Annotated in this window: 25 protein-coding genes and 1 tRNA gene; 16 read left to right on the top strand and 10 right to left on the bottom strand. The window is 65.2% G+C overall.

All coding sequences use genetic code 11. The features are described from left to right. Position 1: 1 nt before the first annotated feature. Together ribH and V7066_RS21420 are read left to right on the top strand one after the other, a co-directional pair. The gene (gene ribH, locus V7066_RS21425; protein ID WP_334185014.1) at positions 2-421 is read left to right on the top strand and encodes a 6,7-dimethyl-8-ribityllumazine synthase; all 420 of its coding nucleotides are present in this window, start codon (positions 2-4) and stop codon (positions 419-421) included. A gap of 184 nt (positions 422-605) precedes the next feature. Then, the gene (locus V7066_RS21420; RefSeq protein WP_334185013.1) at positions 606-1,754 is read left to right on the top strand and encodes a glycerophosphodiester phosphodiesterase family protein; all 1,149 of its coding nucleotides are present in this window, start codon (positions 606-608) and stop codon (positions 1,752-1,754) included. Positions 1,755-1,805: 51 nt separating this feature from the next. On the opposite strand, the gene V7066_RS21415 is transcribed toward V7066_RS21420, so the two are convergent. From V7066_RS21415 to grxC, 4 genes are all read right to left on the bottom strand, one after another. After that, positions 1,806-1,882, bottom strand: a tRNA-Arg gene (locus tag V7066_RS21415). 70 nt (positions 1,883-1,952) lie between these two features. Beyond that, entirely contained in the window at positions 1,953-2,444 is a 492-nt protein-coding gene (locus V7066_RS21410; RefSeq protein WP_334185012.1) for a DUF1178 family protein, read from the bottom strand. Positions 2,445-2,450: 6 nt separating this feature from the next. Further along, on the bottom strand, positions 2,451-3,275 hold the full coding sequence (locus V7066_RS21405; RefSeq protein ID WP_334185011.1) for a carbon-nitrogen hydrolase family protein: 825 nt from the start codon (positions 3,273-3,275) through the stop codon (positions 2,451-2,453). Between the two features lie 5 nt (positions 3,276-3,280). Continuing rightward, a complete protein-coding gene (grxC, locus tag V7066_RS21400; RefSeq protein ID WP_147215062.1) occupies positions 3,281-3,544 on the bottom strand; it encodes a glutaredoxin 3 in 264 nt (87 codons plus the stop codon). Between the two features lie 157 nt (positions 3,545-3,701). Here grxC and V7066_RS21395 point away from each other — a divergent pair, with 157 nt between their 5' ends. Together V7066_RS21395 and V7066_RS21390 are read left to right on the top strand one after the other, a co-directional pair. Beyond that, a complete protein-coding gene (locus V7066_RS21395) occupies positions 3,702-4,163 on the top strand; it encodes an Hsp20 family protein (RefSeq protein ID WP_334185010.1) in 462 nt (153 codons plus the stop codon). 143 nt (positions 4,164-4,306) lie between these two features. After that, a complete protein-coding gene (locus tag V7066_RS21390; RefSeq protein ID WP_334185009.1) occupies positions 4,307-5,242 on the top strand; it encodes an AEC family transporter in 936 nt (311 codons plus the stop codon). A 54-nt stretch (positions 5,243-5,296) separates the two neighbouring features. Here the strand turns inward: V7066_RS21390 and V7066_RS21385 are convergent, their stop codons facing one another. The 3 genes from V7066_RS21385 to tpiA all read right to left on the bottom strand — a co-directional run bounded on the left by V7066_RS21385 (position 5,297) and on the right by tpiA (position 8,378). After that, positions 5,297-6,925, bottom strand: a complete 1,629-nt coding sequence (locus V7066_RS21385; RefSeq protein ID WP_334185008.1) for a CTP synthase — start codon at positions 6,923-6,925, stop codon at positions 5,297-5,299. Positions 6,926-7,075: 150 nt separating this feature from the next. Continuing rightward, complete coding sequence (gene secG, locus V7066_RS21380) at positions 7,076-7,483, bottom strand: preprotein translocase subunit SecG (protein ID WP_334185038.1); 408 nt, start codon at positions 7,481-7,483, stop codon at positions 7,076-7,078. A 136-nt stretch (positions 7,484-7,619) separates the two neighbouring features. Beyond that, positions 7,620-8,378, bottom strand: coding sequence for a triose-phosphate isomerase (gene tpiA, locus V7066_RS21375; RefSeq protein WP_334185007.1), 759 nt, complete (start codon positions 8,376-8,378; stop codon positions 7,620-7,622). Between the two features lie 341 nt (positions 8,379-8,719). Between tpiA and V7066_RS21370 the strand changes: the two genes are divergently transcribed. The 9 genes from V7066_RS21370 (at position 8,720) to lexA (ending at position 17,955) form a co-directional block, all read left to right on the top strand. After that, positions 8,720-10,696: a peptidylprolyl isomerase gene (locus tag V7066_RS21370; protein ID WP_334185006.1), complete on the top strand. Its 1,977-nt coding sequence runs from the start codon at positions 8,720-8,722 to the stop codon at positions 10,694-10,696. Positions 10,697-10,745: 49 nt separating this feature from the next. Continuing rightward, on the top strand, positions 10,746-12,257 hold the full coding sequence (gene trpE / locus V7066_RS21365; RefSeq protein WP_334185005.1) for an anthranilate synthase component I: 1,512 nt from the start codon (positions 10,746-10,748) through the stop codon (positions 12,255-12,257). Continuing rightward, positions 12,254-13,033: a phosphodiester glycosidase family protein gene (locus tag V7066_RS21360; RefSeq protein ID WP_442947359.1), complete on the top strand. Its 780-nt coding sequence runs from the start codon at positions 12,254-12,256 to the stop codon at positions 13,031-13,033. The genes trpE and V7066_RS21360 overlap by 4 nt, the downstream gene beginning before the upstream one ends. Then, positions 13,030-13,626, top strand: a complete 597-nt coding sequence (locus V7066_RS21355; RefSeq protein ID WP_334185004.1) for an anthranilate synthase component II — start codon at positions 13,030-13,032, stop codon at positions 13,624-13,626. Before V7066_RS21360 ends, V7066_RS21355 begins: the two co-directional genes overlap by 4 nt. Before the next feature lie 8 nt (positions 13,627-13,634). Further along, positions 13,635-14,627 carry an anthranilate phosphoribosyltransferase gene (gene trpD / locus V7066_RS21350; RefSeq protein WP_334185036.1) on the top strand — a complete coding sequence of 331 codons (993 nt, stop codon included), beginning with the start codon at positions 13,635-13,637 and terminating at the stop codon, positions 14,625-14,627. 24 nt (positions 14,628-14,651) lie between these two features. Continuing rightward, positions 14,652-15,440: an indole-3-glycerol phosphate synthase TrpC gene (trpC, locus tag V7066_RS21345; RefSeq protein WP_334185003.1), complete on the top strand. Its 789-nt coding sequence runs from the start codon at positions 14,652-14,654 to the stop codon at positions 15,438-15,440. Next, entirely contained in the window at positions 15,437-15,910 is a 474-nt protein-coding gene (gene moaC, locus V7066_RS21340) for a cyclic pyranopterin monophosphate synthase MoaC (protein WP_334185002.1), read from the top strand. Before trpC ends, moaC begins: the two co-directional genes overlap by 4 nt. Continuing rightward, positions 15,907-17,121 (top strand): molybdopterin molybdotransferase MoeA, encoded by a 1,215-nt coding sequence (locus V7066_RS21335; protein ID WP_334185001.1) that lies wholly within the window; start codon positions 15,907-15,909, stop codon positions 17,119-17,121. Before moaC ends, V7066_RS21335 begins: the two co-directional genes overlap by 4 nt. Before the next feature lie 153 nt (positions 17,122-17,274). Then, positions 17,275-17,955 (top strand): transcriptional repressor LexA, encoded by a 681-nt coding sequence (gene lexA / locus V7066_RS21330; RefSeq protein WP_334185000.1) that lies wholly within the window; start codon positions 17,275-17,277, stop codon positions 17,953-17,955. A gap of 80 nt (positions 17,956-18,035) precedes the next feature. Here lexA and V7066_RS21325 read toward each other — a convergent pair whose 3' ends face one another. Next, positions 18,036-20,204, bottom strand: coding sequence for a ComEC/Rec2 family competence protein (locus V7066_RS21325; RefSeq protein ID WP_334184999.1), 2,169 nt, complete (start codon positions 20,202-20,204; stop codon positions 18,036-18,038). A gap of 29 nt (positions 20,205-20,233) precedes the next feature. Between V7066_RS21325 and gltX the strand changes: the two genes are divergently transcribed. The 3 genes from gltX to V7066_RS21310 all read left to right on the top strand — a co-directional run bounded on the left by gltX (position 20,234) and on the right by V7066_RS21310 (position 23,429). Beyond that, positions 20,234-21,688 (top strand): glutamate--tRNA ligase, encoded by a 1,455-nt coding sequence (gene gltX / locus V7066_RS21320; RefSeq protein ID WP_334184998.1) that lies wholly within the window; start codon positions 20,234-20,236, stop codon positions 21,686-21,688. 13 nt (positions 21,689-21,701) lie between these two features. Then, positions 21,702-22,985: a citrate synthase gene (locus V7066_RS21315; protein WP_334184997.1), complete on the top strand. Its 1,284-nt coding sequence runs from the start codon at positions 21,702-21,704 to the stop codon at positions 22,983-22,985. Between the two features lie 222 nt (positions 22,986-23,207). Next, a complete protein-coding gene (locus tag V7066_RS21310; RefSeq protein WP_334184996.1) occupies positions 23,208-23,429 on the top strand; it encodes a hypothetical protein in 222 nt (73 codons plus the stop codon). 37 nt (positions 23,430-23,466) lie between these two features. Here V7066_RS21310 and V7066_RS21305 read toward each other — a convergent pair whose 3' ends face one another. Both V7066_RS21305 and V7066_RS21300 read right to left on the bottom strand, forming a co-directional pair. Continuing rightward, the gene (locus V7066_RS21305) at positions 23,467-24,843 is read right to left on the bottom strand and encodes a sensor histidine kinase (RefSeq protein ID WP_334184995.1); all 1,377 of its coding nucleotides are present in this window, start codon (positions 24,841-24,843) and stop codon (positions 23,467-23,469) included. Continuing rightward, on the bottom strand, positions 24,843-25,796 hold the full coding sequence (locus tag V7066_RS21300) for a hypothetical protein (RefSeq protein ID WP_334184994.1): 954 nt from the start codon (positions 25,794-25,796) through the stop codon (positions 24,843-24,845). The genes V7066_RS21305 and V7066_RS21300 overlap by 1 nt, the downstream gene beginning before the upstream one ends. Positions 25,797-25,830: the final 34 nt, after the last annotated feature.

The following is a 25,830-nucleotide window of genomic DNA, read 5'->3' as shown; positions in this document are numbered from 1 at the left end:
CATGGCCCGTTTTCTCATCGTCGAAGCCCGCTTCTACGACCATCTCAATGACAAGCTGATCGCTGGCGCCAAGGCCGCACTGAAGGCTGCCGGTCACACTGGCGAAGTGATCACCGTGCCCGGCGCGCTGGAAATCCCGGCCGCCATCTCGCTGGCCGACTCCACCGGCGACTATGACGGCTATGTCGCTATCGGCGTCGTCATCCGCGGCGAGACCTACCACTTCGAGATCGTCGCCGGCGAATCCGCGCGCGGCATCATGGCGCTGACCATGGACGGTATCCCGATCGGCAACGGCATCCTGACCGTCGAGAACGAGGAACAGGCCCTCGTCCGCGCCGAACCTTCCCAGAAGGACAAGGGCGGCGAAGCGGCCAAGGCAGCCGTCGCGCTCTACGACCTCAAGGAAAAGTTCGCCTGATCGCGCAGCCGTGCCCGACATGGCAGGCCTGATCTCGCAGGCCCAATAATACAAGGAGGAGCGGGCCCGTCCGTTCCTCCTTTTCTTTTGCAAAATCAGATGCCTCTCGAAGAGAAGCGATTGTCGTCAAGCTGTCACCCGCTGTGAATAGCCGGCGATTCTCCGTTTCTTCGAAGGCTTCAGCATGATCGAATCTCCATTTTCCCGCCGCTCGCTCATCCGCACCGGCGCCGGAGTTGCCGCAGGCACGTTCGCCGCCTCGATCATGCCCTCTGCGATCGCAGCGCCCGTCCCCGCCGCCCGCCAACGTCCGGCCAAGCCGCTGGTTATCGGTCATCGCGGTGCCAGCGCCCTGCGGCCCGAACACACTCTGGCATCCTACGCCAAGGCGATTGCCGACGGCGCCGATTTCATCGAGCCGGATCTCGTCGCCACCAAGGACGGCATGCTGATCGCCCGGCATGAGAACAACATCGCCGAAACCACCGATGTCGCCGATCATGCCGAGTTCGCCGCCCGCAAGACCACCAAGACCATCGACGGCGAACAAGTCACCGGCTGGTTCACCGAAGACTTCACGCTTGCCGAGATCAAGACGCTCCGCGCGAAGGAGCGCCTCGGCCCGCTCCGTCCGGAAAGCCACGGCTATGACGGCCGGTTCCAGGTGGTGACTTTCGAGGAAATCGCCGATTTCGCCGCTGCCGAAGCTGCCGCGCGCGGACGCGTGATCGGCGTGATCCCCGAGATCAAACACTCCACCTATTTCGCCTCGATCGGCCTGCCGCTCGAACAGCGCTTCCTCGACCGCGTCCACGCCAGCGCCTATCTTCAGACCGCCCCGCTGATCGTCCAGAGCTTCGAGGTCTCCAACCTCAAGTGGCTGCGCCAGCGTCTGGACGGCCTCGGCAAAGTCCAGCTCATGCAGTTGACGGTGCCCGGCAAGATGCGCCCGGCGGATCTGGCCGCCAAGGGTTCAGGCCCGAGTTTCGACGATCTCCACACGCCCGCCGGCCTTGCCGAGATGGCGACGTACGCGGACTGGATCTCACCCTACAATCTGGCCTTGATCGCGCGCGACAAGGACAACCGCCTCGCGGCGAAACCAAGCGATCTCATCGCCAATGCCCACAAGGCGGGTCTGCTGGTCTCGACCTGGACATTCCGCCCGGAAAACTACTTCCTCCCGGCGGACCTGCGCAGCGCTGGCGGCGACGGCTCCCGCAACCCCGAGGGCAGCATCGCCGAAATCCGCCGCTATCTTGCACTCGGTCTGGACGCCTTCTTCACTGACGATCCGGCGATCGGCCGCAAGGCGGTCGACGAACGCGCCTGAACTTTTCAGCACAATAAAAAAGCCCGCGAAATTCGCGGGCTTTCTTGTTTTTGGTGCGCCCGACGGGATTCGAACCCATGGCCCCCAGATTAGGAATCTGGTGCTCTATCCGGCTGAGCTACGGGCGCACTCGAGGGGCGTCCTAGCTTGCGCGGAAACGCTTGGCAATCCGTTTACATTGGCCGTTACATCGGCCGTTCAGTTCGCCTGTTCGGGCGGAGTGACCGCAAACGGCAGAGGCGTAAGCGCAATGCCTTCCTCGATAAGTTCCTTGGCCTGCTCCACGCTCGCGCGGCCGTGGATCGATTCCGCTTCGCGTTCGCCATAGTGCATGGCGCGGGCGTCTTCGGCGAAGCTATCTCCCACGAACCGGCTCGATTTGAGCGCTTCGGCCTGCATCACCGCCAACTTCTGGAGCACCTCGATCGCTTGCGGAGGCAAGGGTGCTGCCGGCGCTGGAGGAACTGGTTCCGGCTGAGACGAGGCTGCTTTTGTCGGGGCTTCCGAACGCTGGTTTCCCTTGCGCGCGAGGCGCGGGGCCTGGACCGCCTTGCCGACATCGGCCGACCCGCAGTGCGGGCAGGCAACCAGCCCCCGCTCCTGCTGGCGCGTGTAATCGTCCGAGGACTTGAACCAGCCCTCGAAACGGTGCTGCGCGGAACGGCATTCGAGATCAAAAACGATAGGCATCGCCGCCTATTTGGCGATCTCGCGGCGGTTGGCAAGACTGGGAAGTTGCGCGCGCACTGCGCCAATCCGCGCCGGGTCGAGATCGACGAAGCCCACGTCTGCCCGCTCGCCGCCCATGTCGAGCAGGATATCCCCCCAGGGATCGATCGCCAGCGAGTGGCCGTAAGTCTCGCGGCCGTCCTCGTGACGGCCCACTTGCGCGGCGCTGAGCACGAAAGCGCTTGCCTCCACCGCGCGGGCGCGTTGCAGAAGATGCCAGTGCGCCTTGCCGGTCGGCACGGTGAACGCAGCCGGTGTGGCGATCACGTCGCACCGTGCCCGGCCGAGCGCCTCGAACAGCGCCGGGAAGCGCACGTCGTAGCAGATCGCCAGCCCCAGCCTGCCGAGCGGAGTCTCCACCGTCACGACTTCGTTACCGGGGGCATAAGCGTTCGATTCGCGCCAGGATTCGCCGGTGGCGAGATCGACGTCGAACATGTGCATCTTGTCGTAACGGGCGCGAATCTCGCCGTCCGCATCGATAACGAAAGCCCGGTTCGCATAGCGGCCGTCACCGGGTTCCTCGCGCCGCACCGCCAGCGAGCCGATATGGACCCATAACCCCTCGCGCGCTGCCGCATCGCAGGCCGCGGCGAGAACGCGGTCGTCCGCCTCCCGCACGATATGGCTGGCCGCCCGTTCACGATTGCGGTCAAGCAGACCCGACATTTCGGGCGTAAACAGCATGGCCGCGCCGCCTGCCTTCGCCTCGCGGATCGCAGCGACGATCGCGGCGGCATTGACCTCGGGATCGACGCCCGAAGTCATCTGGAATAGCGCAGCGCGGCCCATCGCCGTCAGAGACCCAGCACCGGATCGAGCTTGCCCGCCCGGTCGAGCGCGCTGATGTCGTCGAAACCGCCATAGGGCTTGTCGTCGACCAGCACCTGGGGAACCGTCATGGCGCCGGGAACGCGCTCGACCATCTCGGCGCGCTTCTCGCCGCCCATCGTCACGTCGTATTCCTCGTAAGTCACGCCTTTGCCGTCCAGCAGAGCCTTCGCCATGACGCAATAGGGGCAGCCCCACTTCGTATAAATCTCGACCTTCGGCTGGCTCATTGAACTTCTTCCTTCAATCTTTTTGCGACCCTTGAAAGGGCGATCCGCTACCATATCTAGGAATGCAAGTCATGGCCCGCCAAGGGGATGACTTGAGAGCGAGGCGCCGCAAACCGGGCCTCATCACACGAAGATTGCTCGAATGAGGATTTTTGTCATGAACCGTATCGATTTTTCGCCTTACCGCCGCACCATGGTCGGCTTCGACCGCCTGTTTGACATGATCGAAAACCAGGGCCGCGTGAATCCGGGCGACAAGTACCCCCCCTTCAACATCGAACGTCGCGGCGCCGATGCCTATCGCATCACGCTTGCGGTCGCTGGCTTCAAGCCTGCCGATATCGACATCACCGCGCAGGCCAACCTGCTGGTCATCAAGGGCCACAAGCCCGAGGAAGCCGTCGACGGTGAGATGCTGCACATCGGCATAGCCCAGCGCGGGTTCGAGCGCCGCTTCGAACTGGCCGATTACGTCCGCGTCGATGCCGCCGACCTTGCCGACGGCCTGCTGGTGATCGACCTCGTGCGCGAAGTGCCCGAGGCGATGAAGCCGAAGAAGATCGCGATCGGCGGAAACACCCTTTCCGTCGTCGAAGGCGGCGATTCGGCTGCCGCCTGACAATTCGATGAACTGACACGTTCCGGGGGCGGTCCGAGTTTATCGGGCCGCCCTTTTTTGCTGCGCCGTTGCAAAGAGCCATGGCGCGCACCCTTGCCGCCCCCTAACCTGGCCCCGTCATTTTTAACGGGCCGCCCTCCTCCATGCTCTCCATCCTGTCGGTCGTCCTGCCGATCTTCGCGCTCACTTTCGCAGGCTGGCTGACCCGCCGCTTCGGCGTGTTCGGGCCGCAGTCGACCACCGAACTCAACCGTTTCGTCGTCTATCTGGCGCTTCCCGCCCTGCTGTTCGACATTGTGGCAAGCGCCCGGCCCGCAGACCTGTGGCAACCGGGCTTCGTCGCCGTCTTCGCCCTGACTACGTTCTGCTTCTTCGCACTCACTGTGACGGTGAGCCGCATGAAAGGTGCTGCGATCGGCAATGCGACGATCCATGGCCTCAACGCCGCCTATTCGAACGTCGCCTTCCTCGGCTTTCCGCTCCTGCTCGCGACGCTGGGACCGGCCTCGCGAACACTGACGCTGATCGCCACGATCAACACCGTCTGCGCCCTCTTCGCGACCTCCATCGTCCTGCTCGAATTCGGCAACCAGACGGGCGGGCGCCCCTCGGTGGTTGTTGCCCGCGTGCTTCAGGCGTTGTTCCGCAATCCACTGGTGCTCGCACCGTCGCTGGGCGCGCTGGTCATGGTCAGCGGGATCGGCATCGCCGCGCCGCTCGACACCTTCCTGAAGCTGCTCGGTTCCGCCGCCAGCCCCTGTGCGCTGGTCTGCCTCGGAATGTTTCTGGCGGAGCCGCGCAAGGTCGAGCCCGGCGACACCGGCCGGACCACTCTGCTCGTCGCGCTGAAACTCTTCGCCTATCCGGCACTCATGCTGGTGATGGCCCGCTGGGTAATCCCGCTCGAAAAGCCGCTGCGCGATGCCGCCGTGCTGCTGGCCGCACTGCCGACCGGGACCGGCCCCTTCATGCTGGCGGAACTCCATCGCCGCGAGGGCGCGCTCACCGCCCGCGTCATCCTCGTCTCGACGGTTCTTTCCGTGGCGACGGTGACGCTGCTGCTCGCCGCCCTACGCTGAATCGAAAAGGGCGGACCATCCGGCCCGCCCTCCCCTAACCCGAAAATCCCGTGATCAGACCAGTCGGGCCTGACGCAGCGCCGCCGCGATGAACCCGGCGAAAAGCGGGTGCGGCTCGAAGGGGCGCGACTTGTATTCGGGGTGGAACTGCACGCCGACGAAGAACGGATGATCCGGACGCTCGACGATCTCGGGCAGCAGGCCGTCGGGCGACATGCCGGAGAAGATCAGGCCATTGCCTTCCAGCGTCTCGCGATAGGAAGCGTTCACTTCGTAGCGGTGACGGTGGCGTTCCGAAATCTCGGTGTTGCCGTAGATCGCGGCGACGTGGCTGTTCGGCGAAAGCTCGGCCTTGTAGGCGCCGAGGCGCATGGTGCCGCCCAGATCGCCGCCTTCGGCGCGCTTTTCCAGGCCGTCCTTGCCCATCCACTCGGTGATGATGCCGACGACCGGCTCCTCGGTAGGACCGAACTCGGTGGAGTTGGCCTTCTCGACACCCGCCGAACGGGCGCCTTCGATGCAGGCCATCTGCATGCCGAGGCAGATGCCGAAGAACGGCACTTCGCGCTCACGGGCGAAGCGGACCGAGGCGATCTTGCCCTCGGTGCCGCGCTCGCCGAAGCCGCCCGGAACCAGAATACCGTGCATCGGTTCGAGCGCGGCGGCGATTTCCGAATCTTCCTTCTCGAAGATTTCGGCATCGATCCAGTTGACGTTGACCTTGACCCGGTTGGCCATGCCGCCGTGCACCAGTGCCTCGTTCAGCGACTTGTAGGCATCCTGGAGGCCGGTGTACTTGCCGACGACGCCGATGGTCACTTCGCCTTCGGGGTGTTCGAAGCGGTCGGTGATGTCGTTCCAGCGCGAAAGGTCGGGCGCCTGCGATTCCATGCCGAAGTGGTGGAGCACTTCCGCGTCCAGACCCTCGTGGTGGTACTGAAGCGGCACCGCATAGATGTTCGGCGCGTCGAGCGCGGGAATGACCGCCTGCGGGCGCACGTTGCAGAACAGCGCGATCTTGCGGCGCTCGCTCTCGGGCAGCTCGCGATCGGCACGGCACAGCAGGATGTCGGGCTGGATGCCCAAGCCGGTCAGTTCGCGCACCGAGTGCTGCGTCGGCTTGGTCTTCAGCTCGCCGGCAGCCGCAATGTAGGGCACCAGCGTCACATGGACGAAGCAGGTCTGCTCACGGCCGAGTTCGTTGCGCAGCTGGCGCAGGGCCTCGACGAAGGGCAGGCCTTCGATGTCACCGACGGTGCCGCCGATCTCGCAGAGCACGAAGTCGAGATCCTCGGTCTCCGTCATCGCGAAGTCCTTGATCGCGTCGGTGACGTGCGGGATCACCTGGACGGTCGCGCCGAGGTAGTCGCCGCGGCGCTCCTTGGCGATGATGTCCTGGTAGATGCGGCCCGAAGTGATGTTGTCCGCCTGACGCGCCGAGACGCCGGTGTAGCGTTCGTAGTGGCCCAGATCGAGGTCGGTCTCGGCGCCGTCGTCAGTCACGTAGACTTCGCCGTGCTGATAGGGGCTCATCGTGCCCGGATCGACGTTCAGATAGGGATCGAACTTGCGGATTCGGACGCGGTAACCGCGTGCCTGAAGCAGAGCCGCGAGGCTCGCCGCCATGAGACCTTTGCCAAGCGAGGAAACCACGCCGCCGGTAATGAAAATATGCCGCGCCATGGGAGTCGGCCCTTAAATTGCATGGGGGCACGAGCGCAAGAGCGCTGTGCCGCAAATCCACAGTTCAACACAAATGAAATGCCGCCTGCCAGAGCCAGACGGCATTCCTGTTACGATGATGCGCCGGGGTGAACCCTGCCGAAAGCCAGATTACTGGCCGGCAGCACCCGAAAGCGGATCGTTGGCCGGAGCGGTTCCGGCCGGAGCCGGAGTCGCGCCACCCGCAGGAGCCGCGGCCGGTGCGGCCGCGCCGGCGAGCGGATCGGCCGGCTGTGCGGGAGCGGCCGGAGCCGTCTCGCGCTGAAGGGAAGTGTCGATGTCGCGGCCGCTGGTCGTGTTGACCGCAAGGGCTGCAAGCACGATCGAGAGAATCACGAAGACCGCGGCGAGGACGCCCGTCGCACGGGTCATGAAGTTGGCCGCGCCGCGCGCCGACATCAGGCCCGAGGGGCTACCGCCGCCGACACCGAGACCGCCGCCTTCCGACTTCTGCATCAGAATGACGACGACGAGCAGAAGCGCGACAATCGCCTGGACAACGGTCAGGAAGGTGAACAGCATCTTGCGTTTTTCTCAGTCATCTCGGGGTCGAAACCCTCATCTCAAGCCGCGCAGATAGGCGCTCGTCGCCTTCTGCGCAAGTCATCAGCCGAACCCTTGGCGCGAAAGGCCGGATCCGGCGGAAATCGGCGTCTCAGTCGTTGCCCATCGAGGCTGCGGCACCGACGATCGCCAGGAAACTCTCGGCGCTCAGGCTGGCGCCGCCGACCAGCGCTCCGCCCACTTCCGGCACGGAGAGCAGTTCGCCGGCGTTCTCCGCCTTGACCGAGCCGCCGTAGAGAATGCGCACGTCCGCCCCGCCCTCGCCGTAGATGGCGACGAGCTTCGCGCGGATCGCCGCGTGCATGGCCGTCACATCCTCGATCGAGGGCACGCGGCCGGTGCCGATCGCCCAGACCGGCTCGTAGGCGACCGAAATCTTCTCGGGCGTGCCGTCGATCGACGGGCACGAACCTTCGAGCTGTGCGGCGACCACGGCTTCGGCATCGCCGGCATCGCGCTGCGCCTCGGTTTCGCCGACGCAGAGAATCACCGCGAGGCCCGCCGACAGCGCGGCCTCGCCCTTGGCCTTCACGTCGCCGTCGCTCTCGCCGTGCAGCGTGCGACGCTCGGAGTGGCCGACGATGGTGAAGTCCGCACCCGCATCCTTGAGCATCGGGGCGGAGATATCGCCGGTGAAGGCGCCGCTGTCTTCGGCGCGGCAGTCCTGACCGCCGACGCCGATCAGTCCGACGGCATCGCGAATGCGGTAGATCAGCGTCGCCGGCGGTGCGACCGCCACCTGCACCTTCGGAAAGCGTGCGGCAGCCCGGTCGATCGCGCGCGCCTCGTTGAGCATCGCACGCGTGCCGTTCATTTTCCAGTTACCGACGATGTAGGGCAGACCAGCCATGATATTAAGAAACCTTGATTTCAGAGCGCGCAGACTGCCCGGGAGTCCTGCGAGAAGCGGGAATCACGAGCTGCGCTTTCCGGGCGCTGCTAGGGCACGGAGGCCTCTCTTGTCAAAATCCGTGCACTTCCGGTTCAGGCACTATTGCAGATGCACGGCGGGAATTCGCGAGTCGCGAGCACCTTACCGAACGCCGGACCGGACCTTGGCCCGAAAGTCGGCATTGCAGGATGGAACAAGCCACCCTAAAGCCTGCCCGTTTCGTGCGCTGGCTCTCCTTATGGCGGCTCAGCCATCGCTCCGACCTGAACCTGAAATTTCCACGCTGATCGGCACGGTACATGCTCTCATTCTTCCGCAACGTCCTGAAGTCCAAGATCGGCGCCGGCATTGGCCTGGCGGTGCTGGTGCTCATCACGCTGGCCTTCGTCGGCGGCGATCTCACCGGCATGAGCGATTCCGGAGGCATCAGCCCCGGCAAGTCGGTCGCCACCGTCGGCAAGGATGACGTGGACGAAAACGGCCTGGCCCTGGCCGCCAAGTCGGCCCTCACCCGCGTCCAGCAGCAGGACCCGACGATGACGATGAAGTCGCTCATCGCGCAGGGCGGGCTGGAGCAGGTGCTCGACGAACTGATCGACCGCACCGCCACCGCGTTCTTCGGCAAGAAGATCGGCGTCGTCGCCGGCGACCGCCTGATCGACAGCGAGATCGCCCGTATTCCGGCCTTCCAGGGCGTGGACGGCAAGTTCGACCAGGCGACTTACCGCCAGCTGCTCGCCCAGCAGGGCCTTTCGGAAAAGTCGCTGCGCGAGGACATCGCCCAGGGCCTTATCGCCCAGCAGCTCATGTTGCCCGCACAGTTCGGCACTACGCTTTCGAGCTTTGCCGCCAAGCGCTATGCCGCCCTGCTCGACGAAAACCGCGCCGGTTCGGTCGTCGCCCTGCCCTCGCAGCTGTTCTTCCCCGCAGGTCAGCCCAGCGATGCCGATCTTCAGGCCTTCTACAAGAGCCATACCGGCGCCTTCGTCCGCCCCGAGCGCCGCGTGATCCGTTACGCCGCCTTCGGTGAGGCTGCCGTCAAGGACGTTGCCGCGCCCACCGACGCCGAGATCGCCAAGCAGTACCAGGCCGACAAGGCGCTTTACGCCGCGCAGGACAACCGCAAGATCACCCAGCTGATCGTCCCCACCGAAGCCGCCGCCAAGGCTGTCGCCGCAGAAGTTGCGGGCGGCAAGACGCTGGAGGCCGCTGCTCAGGCCAAGGGTCTCTCAGCCGCCAAGCTCGAATTCTTCAGCAAGGACCAGCTCTCCAGCCAGTTCTCGCCTGCCGTCGCCGACGCCGTCTTCGCCGCGCCTGTCGGCAAGCTCGCCGCGCCGCAGAAGAGCGCGCTGGGCTGGCACCTGATCCGCGTCGAGGAAGAGCAGAAGAAGCCCGAGCGCGCCCTTGCCTCGGTCAAGGACGAAATCGCCGCTAAGCTCGTCGAAGAGAAGAAGCGCGCGGCCTTCACCGACCTCCTTGCCAAGATCGAGGATGAGTTCAGCAACGGCGCCAGCCTCGTCGAAGTCGCCAAGTCGCTCGGCGCGACGGTCGAGACGACCGCGCCGATCGTCGCCGACGGCCAGATCTACGGCAAGCCCGGCGAAACCGCCCCGGCGCTGCTGCAGCCGGTGCTCAAGACCGCCTTCGGCATGGATCAGGAAAAGCCGCAGAGCGCACAGGTCGGCGGCCAGCCTGCCACGCAGAGCGCTCCCGCCACTCCGCCGAGCTACATCGTCTACGACGTCACCCAGATCACCGCCTCGGCGCCCGCGCCGTTCAAGGAGATCGTCAATGACGTGAAGGCCGCCTGGGCGCTCGACAAGGGCGGTTCCGCCGCCAAGGCCGCCGCGATCCAGATCCAGGCCCAGCTCCGTCAGGGCAAGACCGTGGAACAGGCTGTCGCCGCCACCGGCAAGAAGCTGCCCGTCGAGCAAGTCTCGATGTCGCGCGCCACGCTGACCGCGGCGCTGCGCTCGGGCCGCCAGGTTCCGCCGCCGGTCTCGCTGATGTTCCACATGGCCAAGGGTACCGTGAAGGTGCAGTCGGCCGGACAGGATCGTGGCTGGTTCGTCGTCCTCCTGAAGGACGTGGTGCCCGGCAAGGTCGAATCGCCGCAGCTCGTCGAGGGCACTCAGCGTGAACTCGGCGGCCAGCTCGGCCAGGCCTATACCGACGCGCTGGGCAAGGCGATCCGCAAGGAAGTGGGCGTGACCAAGCACGACAAGGCGATTACCGCCGTGCGCGACCAGCTCGCCGGCGCCGCCAGCGCTGAATGAAAACTGCCGCCAGCGCTGAATAAGACAACTTGAGATGAAGACCGGGGTTATGGAACGCGAATCGGATCGCCTTGCGGCATTGGCGCAGCTCTCTCAGGGCAAGCCCGGCGTGCTCTGGCGCAAGCTCGTGGCCGATACCGAGACCCCGGTCGCCGTCGCGCTCAAGCTCTTCGAGGAAGGGCGCGGCGATTTCCTGCTCGAATCGGTCGAAGGTGGCGAGACGCGCGGGCGCTACAGCCTGATCGGCCTCGATCCCGACCTCGTGTTCCGCGCCGAGGGCCATTCCTGCGAGATCAACCGCAACTGGCGGGACGACCGCGAGGCCTTCTCGCCGCTTCCGGGCGATACCCTCGTGGAACTGCGCGCGCTGGTCGAAAGCTGCCGCTTCGACGTTCCGGCGCAGCTTCCCCCCGCCCTCGCCTGCCTCGTCGGCTATTTCGGCTACGAGACCATCGGCCTGGTCGAGAAGCTGCCGCGTGCGCCGCAAAGTTCCCTCGAAGTGCCGGACATGCTGTTCGTGCGGCCCTCGCTGATCCTCGTCTTCGACCGCCTGAGCGACGAACTGTTCTGCGTCGCGCCGCTCTGGCCGGAGGCAGGCGAGCCGGAAGCGCTGGTGGAGCGGGCATCGGAACGCATCGACGAGGCCCTGCGCAAGCTCGCCGCGCCTGCACCGGTCATGCCGACCGCCGCGGACCTGCCCGAACCCGTCCAGACCCCGGTCATGGCCGCCGCCGACTACGAGGCGATGGTCCTGAAGGCGAAGGACTACATCGAGGCGGGCGACATCTTCCAGGTCGTGCTGGCCCAGCGCTTCACCTGCGAGTTTCCGCTGCCGCCGCTGGCACTCTATCGCTCGCTGCGCCGGGTGAACCCCTCGCCGTTCCTCTACTTCCTCGACATGCCCGGCTTCGCACTGATCGGCTCCAGCCCGGAAATCCTCGTGCGCGTGCGCGAAGGCGAAGTGACGATCCGTCCGATCGCCGGCACCCGCCCGCGCGGTAAGACCGCTTCCGAGGACAAGGCCAACGAAGTCAGCCTGCTGGCCGACCCCAAGGAACGGGCCGAGCACCTGATGCTGCTCGACCTCGGCCGCAACGACGTGGGCCGCGTGGCCGCCGCCGGAACCGTCGAAGTGACGGACAGCTACACGATCGAGCGCTACAGCCACGTCATGCACATCGTCTCGAACGTGGTCGGCAAGCTCGACACCGCCCGGCACGACGCCATCGACGCGGTCTTCGCGGGCTTCCCGGCGGGCACCGTCTCCGGCGCCCCCAAGGTCCGCGCCTGCGAGATCATCGCCGAACTCGAACCGGAAACCCGCGGCGCCTATGCCGGCGGCGTTGGCTATTTCGCCCCGGACGGCTCGGTGGATTCGTGCATCGTGCTGCGGACCGGCGTGCTCAAGGACGGCGTGCTCCATGTCCAGGCCGGTGCGGGCATCGTCGCCGACAGCGTCCCTGCCTACGAACAGCGCGAATGCGAGGCCAAGTCCGGCGCGCTTTTCGCCGCCGCCCGCGAGGCCGTGCGCGTCGCCGGGGAGCCGGGTTTCGGCCAATGATGCGGGCCGCCGCCGCGGCCGCATTGCTTCTAGCCGCCTGCTCGTCGGGCGACGCGAAGCAGGAGGTCGCTGCGCCGCCGCCTCCAGCGTGTGAGGGCGCGACTTTCGAAGGTGTGTCGTTCACCCACTGCACCGCCGACCCTGCCCGCAACACGATCCACATGGTGCTGGGTCCCAAGGACGGCGCGCCTTATCGCAGCCTGTCGGAACTCGCCGCAAGCCGCCCCTCAGGGGGCCACGCGGTTGCCTTCGCGATGAACGGCGGCATGTTCGACGACAAGGGACAGCCGATCGGCTACTATGTCGAGGAAGGTCAACGCGGCCACAAGCTCAACACCAACGACGGCTGGGGCAACTTCCACCTTCAGCCAAACGGGGTGTTCTACGGCGACGCGAAAGGCCGATGGGCCGTGCGCACGACCGAAGACTTCGCGAAGACCGTCTCGAACCGCCCCGATTTCGGCACGCAGTCCGGCCCGATGCTGGTGATCGCCGGAAAGCTCCACCCGAAGATCGACGCGGACGGCGAGTCGAAAAAGCTGCGCAATGCCGTCGGCGTGGACCGCAAGGGCCGCGCCCATTTCCTGATTTCGGACGAACCGGTCTCCTTCGGCAAGCTGGCCCGGTTTTTCCGCGACAAGCTCGACTGCCCCAATGCGCTGTTCCTCGACGGCAGCGTATCCTCGCTCTGGGACCCGGAGCACGGGCGCGTGGACGGCGGACCTCCGCTCGGCCCCTTGATCGTCGTCGAGAAAGCGACGAAAGGCAGACCATGATCCTCGTCATCGACAATTACGACAGCTTCACCTGGAACCTGGTCCATTACGTGATGGAACTTGGCGCCGAAGTCGAAGTAGTCCGCAACGATGCCCTCACCGCCGTCCAGGCGATCGAGAGCGGCGCGCAGGGCTTCCTGCTTTCGCCCGGCCCCTGCACCCCCAACGAAGCGGGCATCAGCCTCGACCTCGTGGGCGCCGCTGCCGATACTGGCAAGCCGCTGCTCGGCGTCTGCCTCGGCCATCAGTCGATCGGCCAGTATTTCGGCGGCAAGGTCGTGCGCGGCGGCTTGATGCACGGCAAGACCTCGCCGGTCACGCACGACGATACCGGTGTGTTCCAGGGCATCCCCTCGCCCTTCACCGCCACCCGCTATCACTCGCTGATCGTCGAGGACATTCCCGAGACGCTGAAGGTCAATGCCCGTTCCGATGACGGCCATGTCATGGGCTTCCGCCATGCCACGCTGCCGATCCACGGTGTGCAGTTCCACCCGGAAAGCATCGCCACAGAGCATGGCCACGCCATGCTGGCCAACTACCTGAGGCTTTGCGGCATCGACGCGCAGCTTCCGGCACGGATTGCGGCGTGACCCTCCAGATGTCCCTGCCCGATCCCCAGCACCCCATTGCCGAAGCCGAGGCTGAAGCAGCCTTCGGCGCGATCCTCGATGGAAAGGTCGACGACGATTCGATCGTCCGCTTCCTCATCGCGCTCACCGAGCGCGGCGAGACCGCCAGCGAGATCGCCGGCGCCGCGCGGGCGATGCGCAGCCGCATGATCCCCATCCACGCCCCCGCGAACGCCATCGACGTCTGCGGCACCGGCGGAGACGGACATCACACGCTCAACGTCTCGACCGCAGTGTCGCTGGTCGTCGCCGCCTGCGGCGTGCCGGTCGCCAAGCACGGCAACCGCGCCGCCAGCTCGAAGGCGGGCGCGGCCGACACCCTCGAAGCGCTCGGCCTCGATCTCGACCGCGCTGCCGAAACCGCCGAGGAAACGCTGAACGACCTCGGCATCTGCTTCCTCTTCGCCGCCCGCCACCACCCGGCGATGGGCCGGATCATGCCGATCCGCAAGGCGATCGGGCGCCGCACGATCTTCAATCTCATGGGCCCGCTGGCCAACCCCGCGAACGTGCGCCGCCAGCTCGTCGGCATCGCCCGCCCCGCCTATGTGCCGATCTATGCCGAAGCGCTGATGCACCTCGGCAGCGAACACTCCTTCGTCATTTCCGGTGACGAAGGCCTCGACGAACTGAGCCTTGCCGGCGGCAACGAAGTGGCCGAGATCAAGGACGGAGAGCTGTCCATGCGCCGGGTCTCGCCCGACGACGTGGGCCTACCCATCGCGCCGGTCGGCGCCATTCGCGGCGGTGACGCGGCCTACAACGCCGAAGCCTTGCGCCGCCTGCTCCTGGGCGACGAAGGCCCTTACCGCGATGCCGTGCTGCTCAATGCTGCCGGTGCACTGATTGTCGCAGGCGAAGTCGAAACCTGGCGCGAAGGCGTCGAGGAAGCCGCCGAGGCTATCGACAAGGGCCTCGCCAATGCCCTGCTGAATTGCTGGATTTCCGCGCTCAAGGCCTGAGCCCGGCGCGTTTTCGAGGTACCGATGTCCGACAAGCTTACTGAGATCTGCGACACCAAGCGCGTGGAAGTCGAAACCCGCAAGGGCTTCGCGACGATCAACGACCTCGACGCCCGCGCCGCCGAGCAGACCGCCCCGCGCGGCTTCGAGGCGGCCCTGCGCTCCAAGGTGGAAACCGGCTTCGCGCTGATCGCCGAGATCAAGAAGGCTTCCCCCTCCAAGGGCCTGATCCGACCGGATTTCCGTCCAGCAGAGCACGCCATCGCCTATGAGCGTGGCGGCGCTGCCTGCCTGTCGATCCTGACCGATGCCCCTTACTTCCAGGGCCACGAGGATTTCCTCGTCGAAGCGCGCGCCGCCGTGTCGCTGCCGGTCATTCGCAAGGACTTCATGGTGGACCCCTGGCAGGTCGCCGAAGCCCGCGCGATCGGTGCCGATGCAATCCTCATCATCGTCGCCGCGCTCGATGACGGCCTCATGGTCGAGCTCGAAGCCGCAGCCCACGAACGCGGCATGGATTGCCTCGTCGAAGTTCACAACGAGTCCGAGATGGAGCGTGCAAGCCGCTTGAAATCGCGGCTTATCGGCGTGAACAATCGCGACCTCAAGCGCTTCGTCACCGATATCGGAACCACCGAACGCCTCGCGCCGCTGACCCCGGAAGGCACGCTTCTGGTCAGCGAGAGCGGGATCAATGCGCATGCCGACCTCCAGCGACTTTCTGCGTGCGGCGCGCGCACTTTCCTCGTCGGCGAGAGCCTGATGCGTGAAGCCGATGTCGAGGCCGCCACCCGCGCCCTCCTGTTCGGATGAGCAAGTCCCTCACCCACATCGATGACGACGGCAACGCCCGCATGGTGGACGTCGGGGCGAAAGCCGAAACCCTCCGCGTCGCAGTCGCCTCGGGCCGCATCTCGATGACGGCAGCGGCGCTGGAAGCCATCCGCGCCGGGAATGCGCCGAAGGGAGACGTGCTCGGCACTGCGAGGGTCGCGGGGATCATGGCGGCGAAGAAGACCGCCGACCTCATCCCCATGTGCCATCCGCTGGCGCTCGATGCCGTCAACGTCGATTTTGCCTTTGAAGACGAAGCTGTCACAGCGACCGCGACTGCGTCGCTGACTGGCAAGACCGGCATAGAAATGGAAGCAATTACAGCTGTTTCCGTCGCACTCGTGACAATTTATGACATGGCCAAAGCGCTCGATAAGGGCATGGTCATCGGAGATATCCGGCTCATCGAGAAACGCGGCGGCAAGTCGGGCCACTGGAAAGCCCTGTGATTCCGCCGATCTCTCTGGAGGAAGCGCAAGCGCGCCTGCTAGCCCTCGCGGAGCCATTGCCAATCGAGCATGTCGATGTCGAAGGCACCCTCGGACGATACCTCGCTTCGCCGATATCCGCCCGCCGCAGCCAACCCGTGGCGGATGTATCGGCGATGGACGGCTATGCCATCATCCCCGGCGATCTCGCCGGGCCATGGAAAGTCATCGGCGAAAGCGCAGCCGGGCACCCGTTTGACGGAACCCTCCGCCCCGGCGAGGCGGTTCGCATCTCCACCGGCGCCCTGCTCCCCGCCGAGGCCGGTGCCGTCATCCTTCAGGAAGACGTGACCCGTGAGGACAACGCTCTCGCCTTGACCGGCACGGCGCCGCAGCCAGGCCACAAGCACATCCGTAGACGCGGCATGGATTTCACCGATGGCGGCCCCCTGCTGGCCCAGGGAATGCCGATCGGCCCCGCCCAGATCGGCTTGGCCGTTGCGGCAGGTCACAAGCACCTTCCGGTCCACCGCATTCCGCGAATCACGGTGATCGACAGCGGCGACGAACTGGCTGCCGAACCCGATTGCTGCGCCGTCCATCAAATTCCTGCCAGCAACGGCGCGATGCTGACGGCAATGATGCACAGCCTTCCCGTCGATGCGAAGCGAATTGGACCTATTCCGGACGATCTCGACGCGCTCGTCCGCGCTTTCGAAGCTGCGTCCGACGCCGATGTGATCGTGACCAGCGGCGGCGCTTCGGTCGGCGATCACGACCTCCTGCGCCCGGCACTGGAGGCCTGGGGCGCCGAGATCGATTTCTGGCGGGTGGCGATCAAGCCAGGCAAACCGCTGCTGGTGGCGACGCGCTTTCACGGCGAGCGCAGGCAACTCGTGATCGGGCTGCCGGGAAATCCCGTATCCAGCCTGGTTACGGCCTATCTTTTCGTTCTGCCGGTCCTGCGCGCCCTCCTCGGCGCCGCCGAACCTTTGCCGCGCAGCATTACGGCGAAGCTTTCCGCCCCCTTGAAGGCCGGCGGAGCGCGGCGGGAATTCCTGCGCGGGGTGTGGAACGGGGAAACCGTGCAGGCCCTTTCGCTACAGGACAGCGGCGCGCTGTCCTCGCTGGCCGCCAGCAACGTCCTGATCGATCGCCCCGCTCGCGCCGAAGCCGTCGATGCGGGCAGTCTCGTTAGAATGTTCTTGCTCCAAAATGGCGGTATTGCTTGACTATACCCTGTTCGTTGCATAATTGTTCCCTCATTGTTCGCAGGAAAGCTCTCTAAACGGCAGATCGTTTCAAATCTGTTCCCTCGGAGATCACCTGGAGAGGCAACACTATCCGGCCGGGCCAAGGGCCGCAGAACATATGAGGCAAAGCCGATGTTGACGCGCAAGCAGCATGAATTGCTCCGGTTCATCCAGGTCCGGCTCGAGGAAAGCGGCATCTCGCCCAGCTTCGAGGAAATGAAGGAAGCGCTCGATCTCAAGTCGAAGTCCGGCGTTCATCGCCTGATCTCGGCCTTGGAAGAACGCGGCTTCATTCGCCGCCTGCCCAACCGCGCCCGCGCGCTCGAAGTCCTGCGCCAGCCTGAGGATACGACGACCAAGCCTGTCCGAAGCGCCCCGGCGGCGAACGAGGCACCGGTTCGTGCTCCGCAGGTCCCGGCACCGGCCAACGACGTCATCGAAATTCCGCTGCACGGACGCATCGCGGCGGGCGTGCCGATCGAAGCACTGGAAGGGCATTCGCTGCTTCCGGTTCCGGCCGCCCTGCTCGGCTCCGGCGAACATTACGCGCTGGAAGTTTCCGGCGACTCGATGATCGATGCAGGCATTCTCGACGGCGACTTCGCCCTCGTGAAGCGTACCAATACCGCCCGCGATGGCGAAATCGTCGTCGCGCTGATCCGCGGCGAGGAAGCAACGCTCAAGTATCTCCGCCGTGAAGGCACCATGCTTCGGCTCGATCCGGCCAATGCCGCTTACGAACCGCAGATCTACGGCCCGGACGAAGTGGAAGTTCAGGGCAAGCTCGCAGGACTTCTGCGCCGCTATCACTGACGTCGTAGGGAAAAGCCTTCGGCTTTCCGGTCCGGCGTCATTCATGCGGACGCTTCGCCTAAGATTCAGTTCCGGGCACGTTACCAGCCATGATCGCCCTGGGTATCGATAACACTTGTCACTCTTCGTTGCTTGAGGTCGATGGTTATGCCGCCGCTGCGATCCAGCATCGCACGGTCGGCTTTCAACCACTTGGGGCGGCAATTGCCCGGAAGACGGCGATCGGCAATGACGACATCGGATCGCTTGCAAGCCCGGGCGAGTTGATCTTCCGGCACTATCAAACGCCCCTTGGCGATCAGCACATGGTGGACGGTTCCGCCGGTTCGCAGCGCTACAGCGCAGAAATCGCTGTTGCATCTGGCTCCCGGAACGCTCGACACCGCCTCGGGCAGTTCACGCAGTCCGGCAACTTCCATCATGTTATCCAGCGCATAGTCGCTGGAACTGTTGCGAAGCATCACGAAACGCCGGCTGACCGGATCGATCCATCCGACATGGCGACCATCACCTGAAACCATCAGATCCGGCGCCTGGATCGTCATCAGGCCCAGAAATCCGATGACGATCGGCGCCAGCCCCCACAGACGCACCCGCCCTTCCCAAAGTCCAAGCCATAGCCCGCCTGCCACGAACAGCAGGAAATGCCATCCACTCAGCGTCGGCATGACACGGACAGAGCCCGGACGGTCCGCGATGAAATGGGCGATCGCAAGCAAGCCATGGATCGCATGATCCGCGAGCCACCAGACCGGCGCACCCGCTCCTGCGATATCGAGCAGAAGCGCCAAGGCAACCAACGGCATGATAATCAGTGTCGTCAGTGGGATAGCAAGAACGTTGGCAAAAGAGCCATAGATCCCCGCGCGGTGAAAATGATAAAGGCCGATCGGCATCAATGCCATTTCGATGGCGATGCCCATCACTAAGACCAGCAGGGCATGGCGCAGGACCTTCAAGGGCACGGCTTCCTCACGGGGCGCGAACCATCGTTTTATCGGTCCGGCATTGCCGAGCGCGACCAGAACCATCACCGCCGCAAAACTCATCTGGAAGCTGGGCCCGACAATCGACTCGGGCCAGACCAGCAAAACCGCGAAAGCCGCCACCGCCAGCAGGCGCATCGACAGAGCCTCGCGCCCAAGAGCCAATGCCGCCAGCACAAGCAAGCCCCCCAGACACGAACGCACTGTCGGCACTTGCGATCCGCTGAGCAGCGTATAGCCGATACCGGCCAAGGCGCCGCAACCGGCAGCAAGGACCGGCAATCGAATCCGCAAGGCCAAAGCCGGTGACAGCGCCAGCAGGCGAAGGGCGAGAAGATAGACCCCGCCGATCACCGCGCTCACATGAAGCCCGCTGATCGACAGCAGATGCGCAAGCCCGGCATCCCGCATCGCCTGCGCATCCCCCTTGGAGATCGCTCCCATATCCCCGGTAGTCAGCGCCGCGGCGATGCCCCCCGCCGATCCGGCCAGGCTTCCGGTTATATGACGGGAGAGTTTCGTCCGCTGTTCGCCGAGCCAGTCGTCACCGCCGCTCTCGGAAAGGACCTCGATCGGCGCGGTCACCAGACCCGTGGCCGAAATCCCTGAGAACCATGCTGTTCGGGCGAAATCGTAGCCCCCCGGAAACATCGGCGCCGCGGGCGGGGCAAGTCGCCCACGAAAGCGGATGACCGTCCCGGTCGCAAGCACCTGCTCCCGAAACGAGACCGGCAGGTTCACGCGTACCTTGATCGCCCGGCCGGCACCCGGTTCGCGCAGCGCCATGGTCAAGCGGTCTCGCTCCAGTGCAGGCTGTTCTTCCAGCGCGATCACCCGGCCAGTGAAGGTCCCTGACAGCGGACGCGGAATCGCCGGAACACCAATCATCTCGGAGCGCATCCATACTCCCAAGCACCCCGCCATGGTCAGCAACAACAGCGACAATATCGCCTGCCGGATATACGGATAGCGAAGTCCGCCGGATCGCCAGTAAAGTGCGAATAACGCAATTGCGACGCATACTACGCAAAGCCCCGCCCAAGCCTCTCTGGAGGGCAGCGAAAACCACGCAACTGCGCCGCTTCCAAAGGCTACGACGAGCCACGGTCCCCTAGCGAAACCGCAGTTCGAAAGAAAACACTCGACACCGGCCAAACTGCTCGACAAGTGGCTCTGGCTGATCCATGGGCGATGCTGCAATGCAGCGGCTCCGGCGAAATCCGGATGCTCTAGATCAACCGTCGTGGCGGCTTGGCTGGCCATGGCGCGCATAGGACAGGAAGGTTATAATAATGGCAAGCGGCAGCGCATCGAGCGGATCGACGGCAGGCAAGACCGTCGTCACGCGCTTTGCCCCCTCGCCCACGGGTTATCTCCATATCGGCGGCGCCCGTACCGCGCTCTTCAACTGGCTGTTCGCCCGTCATCACGGCGGCAAGTATCTGCTCCGCATCGAGGACACCGATCGTGCCCGGTCGACCGAACCGGCGATCGAGGCGATCTTCGACGGCCTGACCTGGCTCGGGCTCGACGGCGACGAACCCGCCGTGTTCCAGTTCGCCCGCTCGGACCGCCACGCGGAAGTGGCAGCCGCGCTGTTGGCTAGCGGCCATGCCTATCGCTGCTACCTTACGCCCGAGGAACTGGCCGAGCGCCGCCAGAAGGCCCAGGAAGAACGCCGCCCGTTCCGCATCGACAGCGAATGGCGCGATGCCGATCCTGCGACCTGGCCGACCGACCGCTCCTATGTCGTGCGCGTCAAGGCCCCGCGCGACGGCGAGACCACGATCACCGACCTCGTTCAGGGTGAAGTGACCGTCAAGAACGAGGAAATCGACGACTTCGTCATCCTGCGCTCCGACGGCACCCCGACCTACATGCTGGCCGTGGTGGTCGACGACAACGACATGGGCGTGACCCACGTCCTGCGCGGCGACGATCATCTCAACAATGCCTTCCGTCAGCTCGTGGTCATTCACGGCATGGGCTGGGAAGTGCCGACTTACGGCCACGTGCCGCTGATCCACGGATCGGACGGCGCCAAGCTTTCCAAGCGTCACGGCGCGCTGGGCGTCGATGCCTATCGCGACGAGATGGGCGTGCTTCCCGAAGCGCTGTTCAATTATCTGCTGCGCCTCGGCTGGGGCCACGGCGACGAGGAATTCATCGGCCGCGAAAAGGCGATCGAGTGGTTCGACATGGCCGACGTCGGCAAGTCACCCTCGCGCTTCGACCTCGCGAAGCTGCAAAATCTCAACGGCCACTACCTGCGCGAGGCGGAAGACGCCCGCCTGGCGGAACTGGTCCTGCCGCGCCTGGTTCAGGCCGGTTACGAAAACCCCGACTTCGCCTTGCTCACGCAGGCGATGCCGGTGCTGAAGGTCCGCGCAAAGGACCTCAACGAACTTGCAGAAGGCGCAGCCTTCCTGTTTGCCAAGCGCCCGCTCGCGTTCAGCGAGAAGGCGCAGGCGCTGCTGACGGACGAGGCGCGGGGGCGCCTCGCCGCCATTCATGAGCGTCTTTCCGGCGAGTCCGACTGGGCGCTGGAGGCACTGGAAGCCAACCTGAAGGCAATGGCCGAGGACTTGGGATTGGGCCTCGGCAAGCTCGCGCAGCCATTGCGAGCGGCCCTGACTGGTCAGACGACCTCTCCGGGTATTTTCGACGTATTGGTTCTGCTCGGCCGGGACGAAAGCCTCGCACGCATTGGCGCGCAGGCGGACGCCGCTGCCGGGACACACATATAAGGAGTAAGAACTGGTGGGTGATCAGGTCAAACTGAATGCTGGTGGCACGGAATTCGACTACCCCGTGCTCAAGGGCAGTGTCGGCCCGGATGTCATCGATATCCGCAAGCTCTATGCCCAGACGGGCAAGTTCACGTACGATCCCGGCTTCACGTCGACGGCGAGCTGCGAATCCGCGCTGACCTACATCGACGGTGACGAAGGCGTACTGCTCCACCGCGGCTATCCGATCGGCCAGCTGGCCGAGAACTCGTCGTTCATGGAAACCAGCTACCTGCTGCTCAACGGCGAACTGCCGAACGCAGACGAGCTGGCCACTTTCGAGAACACCATCACGCGCCACACCATGCTCCACGAGCAGCTGGCGAACTTCTACCGCGGTTTCCGCCGTGACGCCCACCCGATGGCGATCATGTGCGGCGTGGTAGGCGCCCTTTCGGCGTTCTACCACGACTCGACCGACATCTCGGATCCCGAGCACCGCAAGATCAGCTCGCATCGCCTCATCGCCAAGATGCCGACGATCGCCGCTGCCGCTTACAAGTACTCGGTCGGCCAGCCTTTCCTCTACCCGGACAACAAGCTGAGCTACACCGGCAACTTCCTGCGCATGACCTTCGGCGTGCCGGCGGAAGAATATGAAGTGATCCCCGCCGTCGAAAAGGCGATGGACCGCATCTTCATCCTCCATGCCGACCACGAGCAGAACGCCTCGACCTCGACCGTGCGTCTTGCAGGGTCCTCGGGCGCCAATCCGTTCGCGTGCATCGCCGCCGGCATCGCCTGCCTCTGGGGCCCTGCCCACGGCGGCGCGAACGAAGCCGCGCTCAACATGCTCAAGGAAATCGGTACGCCGGACAAGATCCAGCACTACATCGATCGTGCGAAGGACAAGAACGACCCGTTCCGCCTGATGGGCTTCGGTCACCGCGTCTACAAGAACTACGATCCGCGCGCCACGGTCATGCAGAAGACCGTCCGCGAGGTGTTCGACGCGCTCAAGGTCACCGACCCGCTCTTCGAGACCGCCCTGCGCCTCGAGGAAATCGCCCTCAGCGATCCGTACTTCGCCGAGAAGAAGCTGTTCCCGAACGTCGACTTCTACTCGGGCATCATCCTCTCGGCCATCGGCTTCCCGACCACGATGTTCACCGCGCTCTTCGCCCTTGCCCGCACGGTGGGCTGGGTCGCGCAGTGGAACGAAATGATCTCGGATCCCGGCCAGAAGATCGGCCGCCCGCGTCAGCTCTACACCGGCCCGACGCAGCGCGACTACGTGCCGCTCGGCCAGCGCTGATCGCACGGCTCGCCGGAGCCTGTTCGGTAAAGGAGGCCCTCGCGAAAGCGGGGGCCTTTCTTTTTGCGCAGCGCCTGCGCGAAAAATTGGTTCTTATCCATTCCCCACCGAAACGTGTATGATGGCGCCGGAAAGGACGATCGCTGGCGAGGCTGCGCCGTCGCCACAATCTCGCCGCAAGCGCTTCCTATCCTGGCCTTGTTTCGCAAGGGGGAAACCGTGATGCTGTTCCTCAGACTTCTTGCCGTTTTCGTGGGCTTGCTGGGAATTGCCGTGGGACTGCTATGGGTCGCTCAGGGTACCGGCATCCTGTCCTGGCCGAACGGTAGCCTGATGCTCGACGACCGGGGTTGGGCGATCCGCGGCGCGGTGATGACGGCTGTGGGCGCAATTCTGCTCTGGCTCGCCCGGCGTGGCAACGAGACCAACAACAATCATCTGTGACTGGCCGCCTGTGATCCAGACCCTTTAACGCAGAAAATCAGGCGTCGAGGTCGGCCGGGACTTCGAGAATGAAGCGCGCGCCCTGCCCCGGCGCGCTGTCCACGAACAGTTCGCCGTCCATTGCACGGGCCAGACTGCGCGAGATGTAGAGTCCGAGCCCCGAACCGCCGTCGCCGCTGCGACCGAGCCGTTCGAACTTGTCGAATATCTTGTCCTGCTGCTCTTCGGACAGGCCCGGCCCCTGATCGGCGACGATTACCCGTGCACGACCTTCCAGCGCTTCGAGCCGGATCCAGACCTGCGAATGCTCCGGCGAATAGCGGATGGCGTTGCCGATGAGATTGAGCAGAACCTGAAGCACGCGGCGATACTCGGCCACGGCAGGAAGCGTTTCCGCGACATGCGGCGCCTCGATGACGATACCCTTTTCCTGCGCGCGCACGTTCAGGATACCCGCCGCCTGACGCGCCAGTTCCGACAGGTCCACCCTGTCCGGTGCGGTGCTGAACCCCTCGGTCTCGACGACTTCGAGGTCGGCCAAATCCTCCAGCAGCCCCAGCAGCAACTTGCCTGCACCCGCAATCTCGCCCGCATACTCGGCATAGGCGTCGGGCAGCGGTCCGGCGAGCCGGGTGCGGATGGTCTCGGCATTGGCGATGATCCGCGCGATCGGCTGGCGCAGGACCGGGGCGAGATCGTGCCCGACGAGACTGCGCCGCAGCAGCGGCTCCATCGGCTCGCGCACCGTCGAAGCGGGCGCCGGCGGCGTATCCGATACCAGCAGGAGTTCGAAACCGGCCGGATCGAAACCGGGGCGCATATGCGGAATGAGCGACACCCGCCAGGATCGCCGCGATCCCGGCACCGTCACCGGCGCACCGTCGAGCAGGCGCCAATGCAGCGGCTGCTGGTGCGTCACTTTCTCGGGCGGCAGGAACTCGGTCCAGAGACGACCGAATCCGCCCTGCATGGCCGCTGCCACCAAAGCCAGCTCCGGACTGTCGGCGAGAACCGACAACACGCGCTGATCGGCATCGAGCTGCGCGCTCAGTTCGGCAAGGTGGCGATCGATCATCGTCCGGCGGCGCTCCACCGAAGCCGCATCCTCGACGGGCGCGGGCGCGGTCTGCCAATTGCGGACGACGATCTGGCAGCCCTCATTCAGGCCCTGCGGCTCCACTTCGATCCAGGCCGTGACGACATCGCCGCCGTCGTGCGCCGTAACGGCGCGGGCGAGTCGGAAGCCATAGCGCCGCGCCTTGCGGACGAGTTCGAGCAGCTCGGGTATGGCGATCGTGCCGGGAAGCTCGCCGCCGCAGCGCTCCTGAAGCCCGGCGAGCGGCTCGTCCGCTTCCAGCAGGCGGTCCTGCACATCGCTGACGGCACGAGCCAGAATGGTTCCTTCCATCAGCATCAGCCGCCCTGCCGTCCGCTGGCCAGAATCGAGGCGGCAAGATCGACACCCAGCCTTTCGAAGCCTTCGGGCAACATCGCTTCCGGATGAATGGCGAGGAATTGCTTTTCGATATCGGCGGCTTTGAGGCCCGCCGCGCGCAGGGCCAACGCCAGACGCGCAAGCTGCGCCTCATGCGTGGCCAGCACGGCCGCCTCGCGGCGCAGCCCGGCCCCCATCGCCAGCGCCGTGAAGAACAGCGCAGTCCCGGCATGGGCCACCGAGAGCGCGACATGGAAAGCTCCGCCGAGCGCCGTCAGCAACCGGGCCGACAGTCCAAGCCGGGTCGCGCCCTCATCGTAAGTCCGGCGAATGTCCGCTTCGAACCGTACGAGACGTTCGGCCAAGGCGGCACGCCCGGCCAGAGACGCCTTGACCGCCAGCAGGACCCGGTGGAGCAGATCGCCGGGAAGCTCGGTCAGCGGCAGGCTCATCCGGCGCTGGGCCTGGCACCAGCGGGCCTGCGCGGCCAGCCAGCTTACCGCCAGGCCGTGCATCTGCCCCTCGGCCGAGGCCAGCATGGCCTGGATGAGCGGCGATACCACCGGATCCAGCGCGAGCCGCGTCTGCAACCGCTCGGTCATCTGCCATTCCAGCGCCATCGCATGGACATGCGAAAGCAACAGGGAATCGGCCATGAAGATACGGGCAAGGTCTTCCACGTCTTCGGCGAACTGGACCGAAGCCGCTTCTTCGTCATGAAGGCTTTCCACGATCCCGCGGGCCAGACCACACAGCATCCCGCGCACCCGCGCCAGGATCTCGTCGCTGAAAAGCGCACTGTCCTCGGCCGCAAGAAGATACTGCAGGATCGGCAACACCGAACCGGCCATGGCATCGCCGCGCGCCAGGTCTGCGCGGAGCAAGGCCTCCGCGGTCTGGTCGTCGGCCGGATGAACAGCGTTGTCGATCATCCGTCCCGTTTACCCTGTATCTGGTTAAGCCCCG

Origin of the sequence: Novosphingobium sp., assembly GCF_036820275.1 — a bacterium.
GTDB lineage: Bacteria > Pseudomonadota > Alphaproteobacteria > Sphingomonadales > Sphingomonadaceae > Novosphingobium.
This window is presented reverse-complemented; position numbering and strand designations above follow the sequence as displayed.